Consider the following 20,451-nt stretch of genomic DNA (forward strand, 5'->3'; position numbering starts at 1 on the left):
ACAGGGTTGAACACATTCATCCATCGCCGCCAATCCTCTGTCAAGGTTCCGAACGATTTCCGGAACCAGCACAGTGGTCGTTATTGCCGCGTGCCGCTCAAGTCGGGAGTTGCCGGGAGAGACCGGTACGCCACAGGGCAAGATCCAGGAATGGGTGACTCTCCTACCGACCTCGCCGCGTTCGAGGCGACCCGCCACCGCATCCGTGAGGAACACCTGCGCCCGCCGGCCGAACGGCCACCATCCACCGCCCGGGGCCTTCACCACACCGCCCTGATCAGCAGCGACGTGGAGCAGACGGTCCGCTTCTACCAGGACCTCCTCGGGTTTCCGCTCACCGAACTGATCGAGAACCGCGACTACCCCGGTTCGTCGCACTTCTTCTTCGACATCGGCAACGGCAACCTCCTCGCCTTCTTCGACCTACCCGGTCTGGACCTGGGCCCCTACGCCGAGGTCCTCGGCGGCCTGCACCACCTGGCCATCTCCGTGGAGCCCTCCCGATGGGCGGAGATCGTCCAGCGTCTCACCGCCGCGTCCGTCGACCATGCGGTCCACAGCGACGTCTCCGTCTACTTCCAGGACCCGGACGGCGCCCGGATCGAACTGATAGCCGACCCCCTCGGCGAGATGTACGGCACCAAGGTCCTCTGACCCATGTCGAGCCGGAGGATGGAACTGTCGCGGATCGCGCCGGACCTGCGTGGGCCGGTGCGGCGTATGCCGACCATGCCGCTGGAGTCCGCGTGGTTCCGGCGGTTGACCCGGCTCGCACTGCCTCTGATGCGGTCGGTCACCTCCCCCGGCGTGGTGACCGAGCAGGCCATTCCCGGAGCGCCCGGAGTCCGGGTCCACCGGCCGGAGCAGGCCCGTTCGCGGGCCGCGCTGCTCTGGATTCACGGTGGTGGCCTGGTTCTCGGCGCGGCCAGGCAGGATGACCGGTTCTGCGGCGGCACCGCTGCCGAGTTGGGCATCGTCGTGGTGGCGGCCGACTACCGCCTGGCGCCCGAGTTCCCGTTTCCGACGCCACTGGACGACTGTCATCGGGCCTGGACCTGGCTGTTGCGCAACGCCGCACGGCTGGGTGTCGATCCGGGCCGGGTGATCGTCGGTGGCCAGAGTGCCGGCGGCGGCCTGGCGGCGGCGCTGGCGCAGCGGCTGCACGACGAAGACGGCGTGCAGCCGATCGCACAGTGGCTGTTCTGCCCGATGCTCGACGACCGCACGGCGGCACGCCGCGACCTGGACGAGATAGGCCACCGGGTCTGGAACAACCGGCACAACAGGTACGGGTGGGGCGCCTACCTCGGGTCCGAACCGGGCGCGACCGGTACGGAAGAACCCCCCGCTCATGCGGTGCCGGCCCGCCGCGATGACCTGACCGGGCTGCCACCGGCGTGGATCGGCGTCGGAGACGTCGACCTGTTCCACGACGAGGACCGGGCATACGCGGAGCGGTTGCGCGCCGCCGGCGTGCCGGCCACCTTCCACGCCGTTCCCGGCGCACCGCACGGCTTCGAGGCGTGGGCGCCGGATACGACGACCAGTCGCGACTTCATGCACGCCGGGCGACAGTGGCTGTCCGGCTTCACCGGATGACGCGTGGGGCGGCCCCGGCAGCCGGAGACGTTCAGGGGTTCACGCCGACGCTGAGCGACAACGCGTATCCCCTGCTCACGTCACCGGTGACGGTGGCCAACTGCTTGGCGCCCGCATCGTCGCCGAAGATCATGTCGCTCTCGAGAGTCAGCCGGGCCAGGGTGGTGATCGACGCCTCGTAGCCCTTCTCCCGGTAGACCGCGTCGCAGTATTCCTTCGGGATGGCGACCTGCGAGGTGGCGACGGCCTTGGTGGAGTCCGTGATGGCGGCCTCGCCGGGGTACACCTCGAAGTGGATGTGTGGCCACCGCCCGGGGTAGCAGGCCGGGAAGATGCTGGTGAACCTCACCTTCCCGGCCGAGTCGGCGATCTGGACGCCTCGCAGGTAGTTCTCCTCGGTGACGCCGCCGGAGTACATCGAGTAGAGGCCGGCCCGGTCGCAGTGCCAGATGTAGACGGCGGCTCCGGCGAACGCGGCACCACCGTCGGCGAGGTCCTTGATCGACAGCTCGAGGGTCATCGGCACACCTTCGGCGATGCCACTGGCGTCGCCGAAGCTGGAGCGGATGTCGCTGCGGATGATGCCGCTCTGTTCGAGGACGTCGGGACCGTTGGAGCCGTCGCCGGGGTACGGCCCGGCCGTCTCGTCCGGGATCTCCGCCGGCGCGACCGGCGAGCCTGAGGCACCCGAGGGGGCGGAGGAGCCGGACGAGGCCGGCGAGGCGGTGGAGCCGGACGATCCGGTCGGCGAGGACGGGGAGGTGCAGGCGGCCAGGCCGAGTGCCGCCGTGCCGATGCCGAAGGCCCGCAGGAGCTGCCGCCGGCCCATCAGGGTGCCCAGGTCGAACCCGAGACCCTGGTCGAAGATCTCCTCGTCCGGGTTGGGGAGTGGACGCCCCTGATAAGCCGGATGGTGCTGTGCAGTCACGGTTCCTCCGATGTGCCGGCCGGTGGGTGTCACGCCATCATGCAAGCACCGGAGGCTATGGACCGGCTGTGTGTGTCAGCCGGCCGCTTCGACGATGCCTGTGATGATCGATGCATGTCGAACTTCGGGGATACCGGCACATTGAGCCGGATGCAGCCGGGGTCCAACGCGAAAGTTTCCGGAAGATTTCACCGCTCCTATGTGGATCCGCGGTAAAGTCGCTGGACATCGACACGGATCAGGGGGCACCCGTGGTGGACGAGACGGTGCCGGCGGGGCTGGACACGTCGACGGCGCATCCGGCTCGCCGCTACAACTACTGGCTGGGCGGCAAGGACAATTTCGCCGCCGACCGGGAATCCGGCGACATGATCGAGCGGGCCCACCCCTCGGTGCGGCTCGCGGCCCGGGAGAATCGCTCGTTCCTCCAACGGGCGGTGCGTTTCCTGGCCGAGGAGGCACGGGTCGACCAGTTCCTCGACATCGGCACCGGCCTGCCGACGGCCGAGAACACCCACGAGGTGGTCCAGCGCCGGGTCCCGCACGCCCGGGTGGTCTACGTCGACAACGATCCGATGGTCAGTGTGCACGCCCGCGCGCTGCTCACGAGCAGTCCGGAGGGGGCCACCCGGTATCTGGAGGCCGATCTGCGTGATCCGCGGGCGATCCTGGGTCACCCGCAGCTCAAGGAGACCCTCGACCTGGACCGGCCGGTGGCGCTGGTCCTGATCGCGGTGCTGCACTTCATCGCCGACCATGCGCAGGCCCGCGCGGCCGTCCGGGAGTTGCTCGCCGCCCTGCCGTCCGGCAGTTACCTGGCCGCGTCGAACTTCACCCTCGACTTCAGCGACCCGGAGGCGGCCGCGGTCGCCCGCCAGATGATCGCCCAGGGTCGCTCCGACGCGCACCCGCGCACCCGCGCCGAGTTCGCCGAGTTCTTCACCGGTCTCGGCCTGATCGGCCCCGGCATCGTCCCGGTCTCGGAGTGGCTCCCGGAAGTTCCGGCCCACCAGCGACCACCGGCCGATCAGGTCGCGATCTACGGAGCGGTCGGCCGCAAGCCCTGACCGGCGGCTTCGAAGATCAGATCCTCAAGACCCGTCGAGGGTACGGCCATAGCGCACCTCCTCCAACGGGAACCCGTGCGACGTGTCCACCTTCGACGCACCGTCCGCAGACCAGCCCGCCGCCTCGTAGAACCGCCGGGCCCGGGCGTTGGTCGTCAGTACCCACAGCGTCGCCCGCCGGAAGCCGGCCGACGTCAGATGGTCCACGGCCGCCGTCATCAGCTCCCGCCCGGCGCCCGACCCCTGATGGGCCGGTAGCAGGTAGATCGCGGTGATCTCGCCGGTCACCGCCGGGTCCGCGTCGGGGTCACGGCTCGGCTGGACGGCCACGAACCCGTCCGGGGTGACACCGTCGCCCCAGATCAGAATGGCGGCGGGTGGCCGCAGGCCGGTCAGCCACCGCCGCCATCCGGGTTCACGCTGGGCCGGATCGAGCGAATCCAGATGGTCCTGCCGGATCAGCCCGGCGTAGGCCGCCTGCCACGTGCGGACGTGCACCACCGCAAGCGCGGCGGCATCCCCGGGCACCGCATGACGAACCGGCATCCCGCAACGATAGCGGCGCACCGACGGCACGAGCACCGGCCGGCGGATCCGAAGTGGAGGGCCGCCGCCGGTCGCGCGGCCCGGTCACGGACGATCCGGGTCAGCCGGCCGCGGGGGGCGGAAATGCCGAAAGTGACGGTGGTACGGGCTCCGCCTCGTCGCCCGCACCACCGTCACGTCATCGCAGGGTCAGCGGCGCTTGGTGGTCGCCGGCTGTCCGGCGGCCTCCTCGGCGGCACCCTGCTCGCCCGCGGCGCCCTCCTCGGCGGCACCCTCGTCAGCGGCACCCTCCTCGGCAGCGCCCTCTTCGGCGGCACCCTGGTCCTCGGCGCCCGCGTCACCGGCACCGGCGGCAGCGGCTACCGCCTTGGCGTCGGCCAGGGCCAGGCAGGACTGCAGAAACGCCTGCTGGGCGGAGGTGACGGCGACACCCGCAGCGGCGGCCTGGTCGGCGGCACCCTGCTCGGCAGCGCCCTGCTCGCCGGCCGCGCCTTCCTCGGCCGCACCCTCTTCAGCGGCGCCCTGCTCCTCGGCGGCACCCGCCTCGGCGCCCTTCTTGTCCTTACCCTTCGCGTTCTTGCCGGCGGCTTCCTTCTTCGCGGCCTTCAGGACCTTGGCGTACTTCTTGGCGAGAGCCCGGTTCTCGGCCTTGGCGGCGGCCGGGTTCTCGGCGGCCTGCTCGGCGGCTTCGGCGGCGTCCTCGGCTCCGGCCTCACCGGCGGCCGCGGCCGCGTCGGCGGCGAACGTGTCGCACGCCGTTTCGAGGGCGACGGCCGCGTCCCCGGCAGCCTCGCCGGGAGCCTGCTGCTCGACCGGGGCCAGTTCCTCGCCGTTGCAGATCACGTTGGCGCCGTCGACCTGAAGCTCGGTGCACTGCGAGATGTCGAACTGTTCGCCGTTCACCGAGATCACGCCCGCGGCCGCCGCCTCGGGTTTCTTCTCGGTGCTGGCGTTCGCGAACTGGACACCGGCCACGCCGCTGACCACGAGCACTCCGGCGATCACCACCGCGCCGATCGTCTTCCGCCGGTTGTCCGGGTTGTCACGTCGGTACGAGCGCGCCCTCATAATCACTCCTCGTCGTTGAACATCCATGCCGTCGGTTGGGGGGCCATACGGGCGGCGGCCGCCGAGAGGTTCAACGCCCTCGTCCGAAAGGATCCGTTACGACCCCGGAAAGGAGCATCAAAAGCGCAGCTCACGGTACGTGCGGGAAGTGCTCGAAAAAATATTCCGGAACCCCACCACGGGGGGATCGATCGATGGTCACGCAGGGTGGGAGTGTGACGGAACCGAGTGTCCACTACGTACGGTGACAGGTGCCGGACGATCGTTCCCGCGCTACGGTGGAGCGCGACGGAGATCCCGGCCCGGTCTGGGAACCGGTGAGGAGGTGCCCGGCTGTCGTTGCCCGGGGTCAGCGGACCTCGAGTTCCAGCAGTGAGTATCCGTAGGTGCTGACCCGCTTGACGCCGTACATCCGGACGTGCCGTGCGACGCCCGTTTCGTTGATCTTCACCGTGCCGCCGGTGCCGGTGGTCGTCGAGTAGACGCGCTTCCAGGTCTTGCCGTCACGGGACGTCTCCACCCGGTAGGCGGTGGCGTAGGCGTGCTCCCACACCAGGACGATCTCGGAGATCTGCCAGTTCCGGCCCAGGTCGACACGGAACCACTGGGTGTCGGAGAAGCCGCTCGACCAGCGACTCGACGGATCGCCGTCGATGGCGTTGGCGGGCTTCCACGGGTCCCCCTCGGAGCCGGATGCACTCGCCGTGCCCTGTAGCGCGAGGTTCGCCCCGGAGGGGTTCGCCCTACCCGTCACGCCGGGTTTCGCGCTGGGCACGCCGGACGCCGGAACGCTCGCCGACGGTGTGACCGGTGCGGAGGACGCGACGCCGGTGATCGGCGGGATCGCCGGTGGCGACGCTGACGGGGCGGCAGTCTCCGGCTCCGCTGTGGACTCCATGGGGACGGGCGCGGCTGCCGCGGCGGGGGGCCGCTCCCGGGTGCGGTGGACGGCGGCCAGGGCGATCGGTACCGCGAGCAGCAGCACGGCCCCGGCGACGATCCAGGCCCGGCGGCGTGCGGTGGGGCGCTTCGGGCGTACCGCCTCGGGTGGCGAAACGGGCCGGGCGGGAGCCGGCGGACCGGCCGGACCACCGCCCTGGCCGGGAGGCGGCGCGGCACGCGGAATCTGTGGCATGCGGGTGAGCCGCAGGCTGTCCGCCCGTGAGGGCCGGCGCCGCTCCCCGGTCGCCGGATCCAGCGGCTGCCCGCCGTCACGCCCGTCCACGCGGATTCCTCCCGCTCGCATGCCGGCGGCCCCGCGGCCGCCGCGCAGTATCTTGGCGCAGAATCGGCGCCGGGCGATGCGATCGAGACTGTCGTGAAGTGGCGGCAGGGCGTGGTGCAGGGCGTCAACGTCGGGAAAGTGAGAGCGATCACATTCGCGTGTCGCGGCGGCATTGCCGCAGGTCACCGAGGGTTTTTGTACGGCTACCTTCCAGTGCGGCCAGGATGCCGGCGGAGAGCGGGACGGGCACCCTGAGCCGGCGGTGATCGCGCGGCAAGGGGTGCCCGTCTCGGAACTTGATCACCTACCCGATCGGTCTCCTCCTCGTGGGCAGGTGCGCGGAACGACTTGAATCAATGCACGGTGGAAACGCCGGACGTCGTGACGAGCTTGCGCACGGCGGCCCGGGTGATCTTCTTGAGTTCGCGGTCCTTCGGGTCGTTCGCGCCGACCAGGCCCACGGTCAGGGCGACATCGCGGTAGGCGACCTGCGCGAACGTCACCCGCGCCGAGATGTCGATGCCGAAGAACCGGGCGTCCAGGGTCACGATCCCGGTGATCGACTCGTCGCCGAGCTGCGGATTCCAGGCCAGCGGCTGCGTCATGATCTTGGCGCCCTCGACCTCGATCAGCGGGCAGTCCTCCAGGACCTCCTGAACATGGTCGACCAGCTGCAGGGCCTCGTCCTCGCCGACCGCGGACAGCGCCTCGACGATGACGGCGCCGGTCTTCTCGTGCGTGAAGGCGACTCCGGCCGTCGGCGGGACGTCGTCGAAGTCGGGCTCGGTCACCGGCGGCGGGGGCGGGCTGGCCTTGACCGGCTCCGGCGCGGACGGGCCCGGTACGTCCGCGGGCGGGACGGTGGGAACCGGCTCATCCGTCGGGATCGCCGGACCGGTGGCGGTCAGCGCCGAGACGTCGTCGGCGGCCTCGCAGGGATTGCCGCTCAGCTCCTCCGAGGTGAGCATCGCTGCCAGGATCTCGGCGAAGCCCTCCTCGTCCTGCTTGATGTACCCGGCAGGCACATCCTTCCCGGTGATGAGCGCCTTCTCCAGCTGTTCCTGCCGGTCCGGCGGCTCGGGCACACCCGCGATCACCGGAGCCACGGCGCTCGCCGGAGCGGGCAGGCCGGCGATCGAGGACAGGCCGAGTCCCGCGGAAACGGCGAGGACGGCAGGGAACTTGAATGTTCTATGTGTTATGAGAGCCATTCTTACAGGCTAGATATCATTTGTACGTTAGGACGTAATAGTGACGATTTCGAAGACGGCCACCCGGTCGGCAGCGGCCTCGAACTCGTCCGCACCGCCGGTGGCGACCAGCCCGATCCGCACGAAGAACGGCACTCCGTGGGGCACCTCGGCGGGAAACGCCCGCATCACGGCACGCCGCGTTCCCCCGTCGGTGATCTCGGTGAGCCGGACGTGCTCCCGCCGGCGCCCGGAGGCGAGATCACCCCGTCCCGCCGCGCGCACGTTCCTGGCCCAGTCCCCGTCGGGGAGCCCGGCCACCAGGTAGCGGCGGCCCTCGACGATCAGCGGGGAGACCGGCGTGGGACGGGGCGTGCCGGAGCGCCGGCCCGGAACGGTGAGCACGTGGACGGTGCCCAGTCGCAACCCGAGCCGACTGAGGACCCGGACCACCCGGTTGACGGCGGGCAGCCAGCGGGGCAATCGCAGCGCAGTGGCCATCACGGCAATCCTTTCGATGATCGAAGCATTATGTCCACGGTACGGTATATTCCTTCGAGTGTCGAAACAATCCGTGTTCGGCCGACGTGCCGTCCGGCCGTCCGGCGAGCAGACTCCCCTGGCAGCCGCCGCCGACGCCGCCGCGGCCTTCGGGTCGGCCACCGACGAGGTCGACGAGGCGGTCGCCGAGGTACTCGCCGTCAACCGCACCGACCTGCGGATCCTCGGGCTGGTCGACGCGGCCGGGACGATGACCGCGGGTGCTGTGGCCGAAGCCGCCCGGCTCAGCCCGGCAGCCACCACGGCGGCCATCCAGCGGCTGGTCGCAGCCGGTCACCTGCGCCGCGACACCGATCCGGACGACCGTCGCCGTGCCGTCGTCACCGTCACCCCGGAGACCGCCGAGGTGATCGACCGGCTCTACGGTCCGATCGGCGAGGCCGGGCACCGGCTGCTCACCCGATACACCACCGAGGAGTTGCGCCTGGTCACCGGTTTTCTCGAGCGGGGCCGGGCGATGCAGATCGCGCAGGCGGCCCGGATCAGAAACACTGCCCGGGACCCCGGCGTGTGACCGTCGGCCGGCACGTGGTGCGTCAGAAACACTGCCCGGGAACCCGGCGTGTGACCGTCGGCCGGCACGTGGTGCGGTCGAAGTCGGGCGCCGGCATCCACCGGGCGGCGGGCCACTACGCCCGGTGGGCGATCCGGCCGTCGACGACGGTGAGGGCGATCGGGGACTCGGCGAACTCGTCCGGGTCGGCGGCCAGCGGATCGAGACCGAAGACCGTCAGGTCGGCGCGGTGACCGGGCACGAGACGGCCGGACCGGCCGGCCTGTCCCGCCGCCGCGGCCGCCTCGCTGGTGTAGCCCTCCAGGGCCATCCGGGCGGTGAGGGCCTGCTCCGGCAGCACCGCCTCGACACCCGGCTCCCCCGCCGGCCGGCGCAGGCGGGCCGCGGCCAGGATCGCGCGCGGGTCGAACGGCGCGATCGGCCAGTCCGAGCCGAGCGCCAGACGGGCCCCCTGATCGCGCAGGTCACGGGCCCGGAACGCGCGGTCGGCACGGCGTTTGCCGAGCCGGGTCGACCAGTTGTCGCTGTGGTCGGCCCGGATGTAACCGGTGCAGTGGGTGGGCTGCATGCCGGCCGTCACGTTCAGCGCGGCGAACCGCCCGATCAGCTCCGACGGCATCGTCTCCAGATGTTCCACCCGGTGCGGAACCGGGGTGGCGGGCACCTCCGCGTAGGTGTCGAGCACGTACCGGATCCCGGCGTCGCCGATGGCGTGCGTGACCAGCGGGACACCGTGCCCGGCCAGGAACGCCGCGGCGGACCTGTAGTCGCGCGGGTCCGGCCAGAAGCAGGCGGTCGATTCACCGTGCGTGTCCGGCTCGTCGAGCCAGGCGGTGCCGCCGTCGATCGTCCCGTCGATCATGAACTTGGCGCCCTCCACCCGCCAGCGCCGGCCGGCGAGACGCTGCTGGGCGAGCACCGCGTCCAGGCCGTCCCGGCCGGTTCCGGGCATCACGAACGGCGCGAACCGCCAGCGGACCGGCAACTCCCCCTCGTCCTCCAGGGCCCGGAACAGGTCGAGGGAATCCGCTTCGAAATCCATCGCGTTCGCCGCGGTCAGCCCGCACGCCGCCATCCGCCGCAGCAGATCGGTCAGGCGGGCCCGGCGCTCGGCCGGGGCGTCGTCCGGCAGCAGGGTGCGGACCAGATCGAGGGCCTCCGGTTCGAGCAGGTGCCCGGTCGGCGTACCGCCGGCGTCGCAGACCACACTCGCGCCGGACATGAACGTCCGCGGCCCGTCGACACCGGCCATCGCCAGGGCCCTCGGGCTGACCAGCGCCGCATGCGCGTCGAAGAGCAGCAGGAACACCGGGACGTCCGGGCCGACCGCCTCGACCAGCGGCGCATGGGTGATCGGGGCACCCGCGAAGGCGTTCGGATCGAGACCCCAGCCCTCCAGCCAACCGCCCGGCGCCACGTCCGCGGAGCGCAGGGCAGCCTTCAGCCCCTCGACGGTACGGACGGACGACAGATCCACACCACGGGTGAGGCCGATCCCCATCACCGGGTGGAAGTGCCCGTCCACCAGGCCCGGGGTGATCGTGGCGTCCCCCAGGTCGAGCACCTCGGTGTGCGGGCCGCGCCAGTCCCGGGCGTCGGCCCGATCGCCGAGCGCGGTGATCACGCCGCCGGCCGTCGCGACAGCGGTCGGGGCCCGGTCACCGGACAGAGTGTGGATCCGGTCGGCCATCAGAATCAGGTCGGCGGCGCTCACGCGTGGGCCTCCTCCGTGCGGCGGGTCTCGTCCTCTACTACCGGCGCGGGCGGAACCGGGTTCACCGCCCGCGCTCACCGCGGAGGAATGTCCCGCCCGGGCTTGCGTCGATGCGCCAAGCTGTCCTTCCCAGCTCACCTCTCCCGGGACGGCCGTGACCACCTCGTACCCCTGCCCTCGATGCGGCGCCACCGCGACCCTCCCGGACGGTTGCCCCGGCTGCGGTGCCGGCCCCGACGCCGACGCCGCCGAAGTAATCCGCCTGGACCGGGAGATCGCCGACCTCACCCGGCAGCTCCACGACGCCCGCGCCCACGCCACCGCCCTCGACCGGCGGCTGCACGACACGCGCGCCACCCGCAACCAGATCGCCGCGCGGGTCGTCGACCGGCGCAGCCCCGCCCCCGCTCCCGCACCGGTTCCAGCCCCTGCCGTTGTCGTCCCACCCGCGCCGGTCGAGCCCCGCCTCAGCACCCTGACCGTGCAGAACGTCCTGTTCACCCTCGGTGGGCTGCTCCTCGTCGTCGCGGCCGCCGTCTTCACCGCCGTCGCGTGGGCGCAGGTCGGCGTCACCGGACGGGCGCTGCTGCTCGCCGGCGCCACCGTCGCGGTCCTCGCGGTGCCGCCGTTCGCCGTCCGGCGCGGCCTCACAGCCGCCGCGGAAACCCTCGCCGCCGTCGGCCTGCTCATGATCCTTCTCGACGGCTACGCGGCGTGGGCCGTCGACTTCCTGTGGGTGCGGCGTTACGACCCCTGGGGGTACGTGGCCACGGTCCTCGCCGTCACCGCGGTCCTCGCCCTCGGCTACGCGTCCGTGACGAGACTCCGCGGGCCACGGATCGCCGCGCTGTTCATGAGCCAGCCGGTGTTCCCGCTCCTGGCCGCCGCCGGCGGTGCCGACCTCACCGGCTGGTCACTGGCGTTCACCGCAGTCGCGGCCCTCGACCTCGCCGTCCTGCGTTTCCGGACGGCCCGCTTCAAGGCTGACGGGATCGGGGTGCTCGCGTACCTCTGCGCTGTCCTCGCCGGTGCCGTAGGCACACTCATCGCCCTCAGCGACGTCGTCGTGGCCACCCGGCCGGGGCCGGCCGCGGTCGCCGGGACGGCCCTGCTCCTGCCGCCGATCCTTCTGCTGACCTGGTCGATCCTGGCCCGGCGGCCGGTTGCCCAGGCGTTCGCCGCGGGGCTGCTCGTCGTCGCCGCCGGCTTCGCGGCCACCCGCTGGGCCTGGACCCTGCCCATCGGCGCCCAAGGCTCCGACTGGGCGGCCGGGCGGCTCGCCGTGGTCGCCCTCGTCCTCGCCGCGGTGACCGCCGCCCTTCCCCGGGCCCGGCCGCTCCTCGCTTCGACCGCCATGTGGGCGCCGCCCGCCCGGCCCATCTCCACGATCCCCGGCCCGCCGCCGACCGAGTCGGCCGCTTCGCCCTTCTTCGCTCCCACCACCGGCTCTGTGGCGGCATCCACCGTTTCTTCCGACGCCACCGCGCTGGCTTCCTCCTCCGCCACTGCCACCCCAGCGGCCTCGGAGGCCTCGTCGGCCTCCGCCACCTCATCCGCCGGCCTCGCCGCTTCCTCCGGCCTCGCCGCTTCCTCCGGCCTCGCCGCTTCCGCCGGCCTCGCCGCTTCCTCCGGCCTCGCCGCTTCCTCCGGCCTCGCCGCTTCCTCCGGTGGCGTCCGCTCCTCCGGAGGCGGCGGCTCCTGGGGGGACGCGGCAGGCGTTGCTTGGCTGCGACGGTGGGTGTCCGGTGAGGCCGGGTTCGGGGCCTGGGTCGGTGCGCTTCTGGTCGGGGTGGCTCCGGCCGTCACCGTCTTGTCGGCTGCGGTGGCGGGGGCCATTCGCAGCACGGAAGCGGCACGGCCCGTCTTCGGTGCGCCGCTGGAACGGGCCGTCGCCGGGCCGGGACCCGATCTGGTCGTCGCCGCGGTCGTGACCGCTCTCGCGTACGCGCTCATGCTTCCCCGCCGGACCCACACGAACCTGGGCCTGACCGCTCTCGCCGTGGTGGGGTTGATCGTTCCGGCGGCCTTCGGGCTGGCCTGGTGGACGGCTACGGTCGCCGGGCTGGTCATCGCCGCGGTCGCGCTGGGGCTCGCCGCTCGTGCCCAGACGCTGCGGGACACCGGCTACCGGATTACGTTCTGCCTGGTCGGGGGCATGCATGCGGTAGTCACCGGGTTCGGGAACGCCGAGGTCATCGCCGCGGTCCTCGGGGTCATCACTGTGCTCGGGGTGGGTGCCGCTCTCGGGCTGCGCAACGCTCCCCGCGGTGTCGATGTGGGTGCCGGGGCGCTCGTCGCGGGACTTTTCGCCGGACCCGCGGCGGTGTGGCTGACCCTGTTCGCCGCGGACGTGCCGGTCACCGGACGGGTCCGGGTTCTGCTCGGTACAGCGGTGCTGCTCTGCCTCGTGGCGCATGCGGTCCACCGGTGGCTTCCCGGCTATGGTCCGCAGTCGCTCGGGGTCGCTCTCGTCGTGACGGGCTTCGCGCCGATGTGGGCGGCAGCCGGTGACGACCCGGCTGTGCTGTACTCGGCGGCGGCGCTCCTGCTGATCGTCGCGCTACTGCCGATCCCCGCCGCCCGGTCCGCGGCCGGGGCCCTCGCGGCCGTCCTGCCGGGGCTGGCGCTGCTCGCGCTCACCACCGTGGACCTGGCCGTCGTACTCCTCGAACCGTGGGCCGCCCTCCGGAACGTCTGGTCGGGCATCGCACCGCAGCAGTCGCCGGTTGCCTGGTCGTCTCTGCTCGCCCTTACGGCCGCCGGGTTCGCGGCCTCGGCCGGTAGCCGGCTCCTCGTCCGCTCGGGCTCCCTCGTCCTGGTCTCCCGGCCCGCCGGGAGCACCACTTCGGACTCCGCGACCCTCCACTCCGCACCCGGCGGGCCGGTCGCCGGCCACGCTGCGCCGGGATATCCCGGCGCGACTTCTGGCGGCGCGGCCCGGGGTGGTGCAGCTCCGGGCAACGCGAGCCCGGGCGGTGCAACTTCTGGCGGTGCAACCCCAGGCGGAGCGACTTCTGGCGGGGCAACCCCGGGCGGAGCGACTTCTGGCGCTGCGGTCTCCGGCGCCGCAGCCCAGGGCGGTGCAGCCCAGAGCGGTGCAGCCCCGGGCGGTGCAGCCCCGGGCGGTGCAGCCCCGGGCGACGCGGCTTTCGAGGGACCCCTTCCCGGCGGCTCGTCGCCGGAGGCCTTCAGTGCTGAGTCGGATCGCGCGGGTGCCGGCTCCGCCGGTGGTCGGCGGAGCGAGTCAGCCGGAGCCGCGGGCTCGGGCGGTGGACCGGCTCGGGTTCCGTTCTCGGCTGGTGGACCGGCTCGGGTTCCGGGCTCGGCTGGTGGGCCGACCCGGGTTCCGGGCTCGGACGGCGACCCGATCGGGATTCCGGGCTCGGATGGCGGCCCGGCCGGGGTTCCGATTTCGGCTGATGTGATCGCCGCGTGTGCGGCGGCGCCGTTTGTCGCGGTGCTCGTGCCGTTGGTTTTCGCGGCGGGCGGGGCGGCGTGGCCGGCGGTGCCGATCGCGGGACTGATCACCGGGCTGGCCGGGCTGCTCGGAGTCGCGCTGGCTCCGGCACGGCACACGGTGGGCAGTCTCCTGACGGTGCTGTTCGGTGCACTGGCCGCTGCCGGGGTGGCCGGGTCGACAGCGGGGCACGGGGCGACGATCGCCGCGTTCGTCCTGGTTCTCGGGGCGGGACTGGCCGGCGGGGTATTCGCTCGGGCGGAGTCCGACCGGGTCGCGGGCTGGCTTGCCGGGGGTGTCTCGGTGGTCGTCGTCGCGTACACGATCGCTGATCTCGCCGACCTCGGGATCGCCGGACCGCCGCTGCTCGTCCTCGCCGCCGCGGCCTCGGTCGTCGCCCTGGAGTGGGTCCTGGCGTCCCGCCGGCCGGGGGAGGCATGGGCGCCGCTCGTCGTCGGGCACGCGTCCGCGCTGGTGGCGGTCTTCCTCACGGAGAGCCTCGGGTGGGCGGCGCTGGTCTGCAAGCTGTGGGCGCTGGTGCTCACGGTCCGGGCGTTGCGGCCGGGTGAGACCCGGCGGGGGCGGTTCGGGTACGCCGTCGCCGCCGGATCGGTGGCTCTGGTGGGCTGGTGGCTGCTGCTGTCGTCGCGGGACGTGGAGACCACCGAGGTGTACACCCTGCCGGCTGCCGCGCTGGCGGTCGTCGCCGGATGGTTCGCCCGTCGTGGACGGCCCGAACTGCCGTCCTGGAGTGCCTACGGCGCCGCGCTGGCCGCCGCGTTCCTGCCGACCCTCGCCGTCATCGCGAACAGCACCGCCGACGAACCGCACTACCTGCGCCGGCTGCTGCTCGGCGTGGGGGCGCTGGTGGTGCTACTCGCCGGTGCGCGGGCCCGCCTCCAGGCCCCGGTCGTCACCGGCGGCGGAACGCTGCTGCTCGTCGCCCTGCACGAACTCGTGCAGTTCTGGGATCTGCTGCCCCGCTGGGTGCCACTCGCGGTCGGCGGTCTGCTCCTGGTCGGCATCGCCACCACCATGGAACAACGCCGCCGGGACGTGGCCCGCCTCCGGGCGGCCGTCGCCCGCATGGCCTGACCCTCGCAACGTCTGGAGGGATCTCGGGTCCAGGGCTGGCGGCCCATGGCGATGAGTTGTGGTGGTTACCGCCCGCGGAGAGGGCGGTATCGGCTGCACCGCACGGGGTCAGTGGTCTGCGAGCGATGGCAGGGGCGCACACAAGCGTTGTGTGCGTCCCTGTCATCGCCCTGACCGTGGTGAACGCCCACGATCTGTCAATCGTGTGCGCCTATCCGTGCCAGGACGAAGCGGAAGCCCACATTCAGCGATTGTGTGCGCTGGCCACCGTGCGCTGAAGGCGGCGGCGACCTGCCCGTCGGCGACCTGCCCGTCGGCGACCTGCGGCAGGCCGATCACCCCGGGCGGGATCGAGCGGCCAACAGACACGACACCGGCTATCGACGCCGCCACAAACCGGCGTGCCCGGCAAGGCAGTGACACGCCGCGACGCGGGGCCAGCTCAGTGGAAGCCGCAGACGCGGCGCCCGGTCAGTAGACGTCGCGGACGCGGGGCCCGGTCAGTAGACGTCTCGGACGCGGGGCCCGGTCAGTAGACGTCGCGGACGTAGCGCTTGTCGGTGGCCAGCTGTTTCAGGTAGGCGGTGGCGGCCTCGGCGGTGAGGCGGCCGTGGTTGACGGCGATGTCGTGCAGGGCACGGTCGACGTCGCGGGCCATGCGGCTGGCGTCTCCGCAGACGTAGAAGTGGGCGCCGGCCTGGAGCCACGCCCAGAGCATGGCGCCCTTCTCGCGCATGCGGTCCTGCACGTAGATCTTGGATCGCTGGTCCCGGGAGAACGCCACGTCGAGCCGGCTGAGGATGCCGTCGGCGCGGAGGGCCTCCAACTCCTCGGCGTAGTAGAAGTCGGTGGTGCTGCGTTGCTCGCCGAAGAAGAGCCAGTTGCCGCCGGGGGCGCCGGTGACCTGCCGTTCCTGGAGGAAACCGAGGAACGGGGCGATGCCGGTACCCGGACCCACCATGATCATCGGGGTGTTGGGGTCGGCCGGTGGGCGGAAGTGCGGGGCCCGCTGGACGTAGACCGGTACGGCGGCGCCGGCGGGGGCGTCGGCCAGGTGGGTGGAGCAGACGCCCTTGCGGGGACGGCCGCGGTGGTTGTCGAAGCGGACCACCGAGACGGTGAGGCTGACCAGGCCGGGATCGGTGAGAGGGGTGGAGCTGATCGAGTATTGGCGGGGCTGGAGGCGCTTGAGGACGCGGGTCCATTCCTGGGCGGTGGCGTCGACCGGGTGTTCGGCGATGACGTCGGCGGCCTGGCGGCCCCACGTCCATTTGGCGAGTTCGCCCTTGTTGTCGGCGCGGAGCAGGGTGCGGATCTGCGGGGAGCCGCTGCGTTCGGCGACGAACCTGAGCAGGTCGGTGGTGACCCGGGTGATGTCGAGGTGACGGCTGAGCGCATCGGCGAGCGGCAGGGCCCCGAGCCGGTCGAGCTCGACGACGGCGTCGCCGGGCAGGCCGGTGACGGTGAGCCATTCGCTGACGAGTTCGGGACAGTTGACCGGCCAGACGCCGAGCGCGTCACCGGCCTGGTAGTCGAGCATCCCGCCGGTGTCCAGCGTGAACCGCCGGACCTCCTTGGCGGAGCCGGGCAGGCTGAGCAGCCGGTTGCCGATGAGAGCCGCGGCCAGCGGCGCGGCCTTCGTTGGCCCGGCGAGCGCGGTCACGACCGGAGCGGACACATCGGGCGCCGCGGCCACCACAAGCGCTCCGTCCGGCGACGCAGCGGATGCAGCGGATGCAGCGGGCCAAGCAAGCGGCATGGCAGGCGACGCAACCGATGCAGCGGAGGACGCAAGGGGTACAGCAGGCGACGCAAAGGGTGCCGTGGGCGACGCAAGAGGTGCAGCAGGCGACGCAAGAGGTGCAGGCGGCGGCGCAAGGGGTACAGCTGGCGACGCAAGAGGTGCAGCAGGCGACGCAAGAGGTGCAGTCGGCGACGCAAAGGGTGCAGTCGGCGACGCAAAGGGTGCAGTCGGCGACGCAAAGGGTCCCGCAGGTGACGCAAGGGGTGCAGGCGGCGACGGGAGCGGCACGGGAGGGGATGCACCCAACGCAGCGGGCGGCGCCAGGCCAGCGGGAAGCGAAACAAGCGGCGCAGATGACGAGGCAAGACCAGCGATAGGCGACGCAGAACCGGCGAAAGGCAGGGCAAGGGGCGAGGCAGGCGGCGAGGGAGGCGACGTAATGGGTGCCGCGGGCGGTGGGGTAGGGGCTGTTGGGGCGTCGGCCAGGGCGGTCAGGACCGAGGAGAGCCAGCCGTCGGCGGTGGATTCGAAGTCCGGCTCGCAGTCGGCGCGCGGGGCGAGGCGGACCGCGCCCAGTTGGGCGAGGCGTTCGTCGAGGCGGCGGCCGTGTCCGCAGAAGTCGTCGTAGTTGGAGTCGCCGAAGGCGAGGACCGCGAACCGCTGCCCGTCGAGCCGGGGTGCGGTGTCGCCGGCGAGCGAGTCCCAGAACGTCGACCCGTTGTCGGGTGCGTCGCCGTCGCCGAACGTGCTGGTCACCACGAGCAGGTCCGCGCCGGGATCGAGCAGGTCGGCGGCCGGGCCGTCCATGCCGAGCACGGTCACCGGGCGCCCGGTCTCGGCGAGGCGTCCGGCGACGACCCGCGCGAAATCCTCGGCGTTGCCGGTCTGCGAGGCCCACAGCACCTGGAGACGGACCGCCGGCGGCTCCACGGCGGGCGGGAGGCCCGGCGCCACGGTGGGCAGGAGACCCGGCGATGGTACGGCCGGAAGCACGCCCGCGAGCAGCCCGTTCACCCACATGGCCGTGTCCGGGTCGAACGGGGCGTTCGCCGGCAGCGCCGCCGGTCCGGGCCGCAGCGTGGCACCGGCGAGGAACCCGGCGAGATACCGCCGCTGGCCCTCGTCGAGGACGGGCGGCGCCGAGTCGAGGCCGAGCCGCGCGAGCAAGGCGTTCGCCTCGACGGAGAAGACGGCGTCAGCGAGGGAGGACCCACCGGCCGAAGAGAGGGACAGCCCACCGGCCGAAGGAACGGCAGGCCCGTCGGCCGAAGAAACGGACAGCCCACCAGACGAAGAAACGGCAGGCTCGTCGGGCGAAGAAGCGGAAGGCCCGTCGGACGAGGAAACGGACGACAGAGCGGACGGCCCACCGGACGACAGAGCGGGCAGGCCCCCGGGCGAGACGGCGGACTGGCCCCCGGGCAAGACGGCGGACTGGCCCCCGGGCAAGACGGCGGAGGGGCCGCCGGGTGCGGCGCCGGTCGGGGCGGGCGCCGGGGCGGCGGCGACGCGGGTCAGGGCGACCGCGCACACCTTCAGTTCCGGCTGGAAGGAGAGCGGATCGACCGCGTCACTGGTCACCGCGTTGACGCTGACGTACTCGCCGAACAGGTCGTTCCAGTGGATCGGTGCGAAGCAGGTGCCCGGCAGGACGCGGTCGGTGACGACGGCCGGCAGTACGGCCCGGCCGCGGCGGGAGGCGATCTCCACCAGGTCACCGGCGGTGATCTCGTACCGCTCGGCGTCGACGGCGTTGATCTCGAGGAACGGCTTCGGGTTGAGCCGGTTCAGCTTGGCGATCTTGCCGGTCTTGGTCATGGTGTGCCACTGGTGCTGGAGACGGCCGGTGTTGAGGACGAACGGGTAGTCGTCGTCGGGCATCTCGGCGGGGTCGGTGTGCGGACGGGCGTGGAAGACGGCCCTGCCGCCGGGTGTGGCGAAACGCAGGCCGCCGTCGTCGGTGCGGTAGCGGACCGGGTTCCGGTCGGGGCCTCCGGGGGCGGCCGGCCACTGGACCGGGCCCTGTGCCAGCCGCTGGTAGGTGATGCCGCGGAGGTCGTACCCCGTCTGCGGGTTGGTGAAGGTCTTGATCTCTTCGAGGATCTCCTCGGCGCAACCGTAGGTGAAGGCCTCGCGGTAGCCCATCTCCGCCGCGACGCGGGCGATGATCTGCCAGTCGGGCAGCGCCTCGCCGGGTGCCGGGACCACCGGGTGGACGAGGGTGAGGTTGCGCTCTGAATTGATCATGATGCCGTCGGCCTCGGACCACATGGCCGCGGGCAGCGCGATGTCGGCGTAGGCGTTGGTCTCGGTCTCGGCGAACGCGTCCTGGGTGACGACCAGTTCGGCGGCTTCGAGGCCGGCGATGACGGTTCGCCGGTTGCCGACCGAGGCGACCGGGTTGGTGCAGATGATCCAGCAGGCCCTGATCCGCCCGGCGGCCATCTGCTCGAACATGTCGACGGTGCCCCTGCCGACGTCGGTGCGCAGGGTGCCGGCCGGTACGCCCCAGACCGCCTCGGTGAACTCCCGGTCGGCGGGAACCAGCACGGACCGCTGACCGGGCAGCCCCGGGCCCATGTAGCCCATCTCGCGGCCGCCCATGGCGTTGGGCTGGCCGGTGAGCGAGAACGGGCCGCTGCCGGTACGGCAGATCGCGCCGGTCGCCAGGTGCAGGTTGATCAGGGCGTTGGTGTTCCAGGTGCCGTGGGTGCTCTGGTTGAGGCCCATGGTCCACAGGCTGACCCAGTTCCCGGCCGCATCGATCCACTCGGCCGCGGTCCGGATGTCCTCCTCGGCCAGCCCGGTCAGCTCGGCGACCCGGTCCGGCGGATAGTCGGCCAGGAACCCGGGCATCGCCTCCCAGCCCTCGGTCCACGACCCGATGAAGTCCAGGTCCGGCGTGATCAACCCCAGCAGGCCGTTGAGCAGGGCCAGGTCGGCGCCGGGCCGGATCTGCAGGAAGAGGTCGGCCTTCTCGGCGGTGGCGGTACGCCGCGGGTCGACGACGATCAGCCGGGCCCCGGCCCTGACCCGTTCCATCATCCGCAGGAAGAGGATCGGGTGGCAGTCGGCCATGTTCGAGCCGATCACCAGGAACACGTCGGCGTGGTCGAGGTCGTCGTAGGAGCCGGGTGGCCCGTCGGCGCCGAGCGACAGTTTGTATCCGGTGCCGGCGCTGGCCATGCACAGCCGTGAGTTGGATTCGATGTTGTTGGTCCCGATGAAGCCCTTGACCAGCTTGTTCGCCAGGTACTGCGCCTCCAGGGTCATCTGTCCGGAGACGTACATGGCGAAGGCGTCCGGGCCGTGCTCGTCGATGATCGCGCGCAGGCGCCGGGCCGTCTCGCTGATCGCCTCGTCCACGCCCCGCGGCGACGGGGTGGCCCCCCGGTCGGCGCGGATCAGGGCGGTGTCCAGCCGGCCCGGCGCGGCGAGCAGGTCGGCGCTGGTGGCGCCCTTGGTGCACAGGCGTCCCGCGTTGGCCGGGTGGTCCCGGTCCCCGCTCACCTTGATCACCTTCAGCAGGCCGTCGTCCTGGCGCGCGACGTCGAGCACCATCCCACAGCCGACGCCGCAGTATCCGCACACGGTTCGCACTCCGGTGACATCGGCAGCCACGGACACCCCTTCACGTTCAGCTCGCCACCAAACCTAGAAAGGCCCGGTTTCCACGTGGTCACTTGAAGGTGCGTCGCCGATTACCCGAAGGTCACCTCCCCCGCCCGGCCGTTGTGAGTGGC

13 protein-coding genes are annotated in these 20,451 nt (G+C 72.1%); 5 read left to right on the forward strand and 8 right to left on the reverse strand.

Annotated elements, in window-relative coordinates:
• Positions 1-150: 150 nt before the first annotated feature.
• Together BC793_RS42255 and BC793_RS42260 are read left to right on the forward strand one after the other, a co-directional pair.
• Entirely contained in the window at positions 151-654 is a 504-nt protein-coding gene (locus tag BC793_RS42255) for a VOC family protein (RefSeq protein WP_109602258.1), read from the forward strand.
• A gap of 3 nt (positions 655-657) precedes the next feature.
• On the forward strand, positions 658-1,599 hold the full coding sequence (locus tag BC793_RS42260) for an alpha/beta hydrolase (RefSeq protein ID WP_203896585.1): 942 nt from the start codon (positions 658-660) through the stop codon (positions 1,597-1,599).
• 31 nt (positions 1,600-1,630) lie between these two features.
• Here BC793_RS42260 and BC793_RS42265 read toward each other — a convergent pair whose 3' ends face one another.
• A complete protein-coding gene (locus BC793_RS42265) occupies positions 1,631-2,527 on the reverse strand; it encodes a dioxygenase family protein (RefSeq protein WP_239170621.1) in 897 nt (298 codons plus the stop codon).
• Positions 2,528-2,778: 251 nt separating this feature from the next.
• On the opposite strand from BC793_RS42265, the gene BC793_RS42270 reads away from it, so the two are divergent.
• Positions 2,779-3,594 (forward strand): SAM-dependent methyltransferase, encoded by an 816-nt coding sequence (locus BC793_RS42270; protein WP_239170620.1) that lies wholly within the window; start codon positions 2,779-2,781, stop codon positions 3,592-3,594.
• 24 nt (positions 3,595-3,618) lie between these two features.
• On the opposite strand, the gene BC793_RS42275 is transcribed toward BC793_RS42270, so the two are convergent.
• From BC793_RS42275 to BC793_RS42295, 5 genes are all read right to left on the reverse strand, one after another.
• A complete protein-coding gene (locus tag BC793_RS42275) occupies positions 3,619-4,140 on the reverse strand; it encodes a GNAT family N-acetyltransferase (RefSeq protein WP_109602261.1) in 522 nt (173 codons plus the stop codon).
• Positions 4,141-4,329: 189 nt separating this feature from the next.
• A complete protein-coding gene (locus BC793_RS42280; RefSeq protein ID WP_239170619.1) occupies positions 4,330-5,208 on the reverse strand; it encodes a hypothetical protein in 879 nt (292 codons plus the stop codon).
• 349 nt (positions 5,209-5,557) lie between these two features.
• Positions 5,558-6,433: a discoidin domain-containing protein gene (locus BC793_RS42285; RefSeq protein ID WP_146246714.1), complete on the reverse strand. Its 876-nt coding sequence runs from the start codon at positions 6,431-6,433 to the stop codon at positions 5,558-5,560.
• Positions 6,434-6,786: 353 nt separating this feature from the next.
• The gene (locus BC793_RS42290; RefSeq protein WP_146246715.1) at positions 6,787-7,644 is read right to left on the reverse strand and encodes a hypothetical protein; all 858 of its coding nucleotides are present in this window, start codon (positions 7,642-7,644) and stop codon (positions 6,787-6,789) included.
• A gap of 27 nt (positions 7,645-7,671) precedes the next feature.
• Complete coding sequence (locus BC793_RS42295) at positions 7,672-8,124, reverse strand: nitroreductase/quinone reductase family protein (protein WP_109602265.1); 453 nt, start codon at positions 8,122-8,124, stop codon at positions 7,672-7,674.
• A gap of 58 nt (positions 8,125-8,182) precedes the next feature.
• Between BC793_RS42295 and BC793_RS42300 the strand changes: the two genes are divergently transcribed.
• Positions 8,183-8,698, forward strand: coding sequence for a MarR family winged helix-turn-helix transcriptional regulator (locus tag BC793_RS42300; RefSeq protein ID WP_158319540.1), 516 nt, complete (start codon positions 8,183-8,185; stop codon positions 8,696-8,698).
• A gap of 115 nt (positions 8,699-8,813) precedes the next feature.
• Here the strand turns inward: BC793_RS42300 and BC793_RS42305 are convergent, their stop codons facing one another.
• On the reverse strand, positions 8,814-10,412 hold the full coding sequence (locus BC793_RS42305) for an amidohydrolase (protein WP_239170618.1): 1,599 nt from the start codon (positions 10,410-10,412) through the stop codon (positions 8,814-8,816).
• 154 nt (positions 10,413-10,566) lie between these two features.
• Here BC793_RS42305 and BC793_RS42310 point away from each other — a divergent pair, with 154 nt between their 5' ends.
• Positions 10,567-14,964, forward strand: a complete 4,398-nt coding sequence (locus BC793_RS42310) for an SCO7613 C-terminal domain-containing membrane protein (protein WP_109602267.1) — start codon at positions 10,567-10,569, stop codon at positions 14,962-14,964.
• Positions 14,965-15,493: 529 nt separating this feature from the next.
• Here BC793_RS42310 and BC793_RS52015 read toward each other — a convergent pair.
• Positions 15,494-20,329 carry a molybdopterin-dependent oxidoreductase gene (locus BC793_RS52015; RefSeq protein WP_109602293.1) on the reverse strand — a complete coding sequence of 1,612 codons (4,836 nt, stop codon included), beginning with the start codon at positions 20,327-20,329 and terminating at the stop codon, positions 15,494-15,496.
• Positions 20,330-20,451 lie beyond the last annotated feature (122 nt).

The sequence above is a fragment of the Actinoplanes xinjiangensis genome, from assembly GCF_003148685.1.
Classification (GTDB): domain Bacteria; phylum Actinomycetota; class Actinomycetes; order Mycobacteriales; family Micromonosporaceae; genus Actinoplanes; species Actinoplanes xinjiangensis.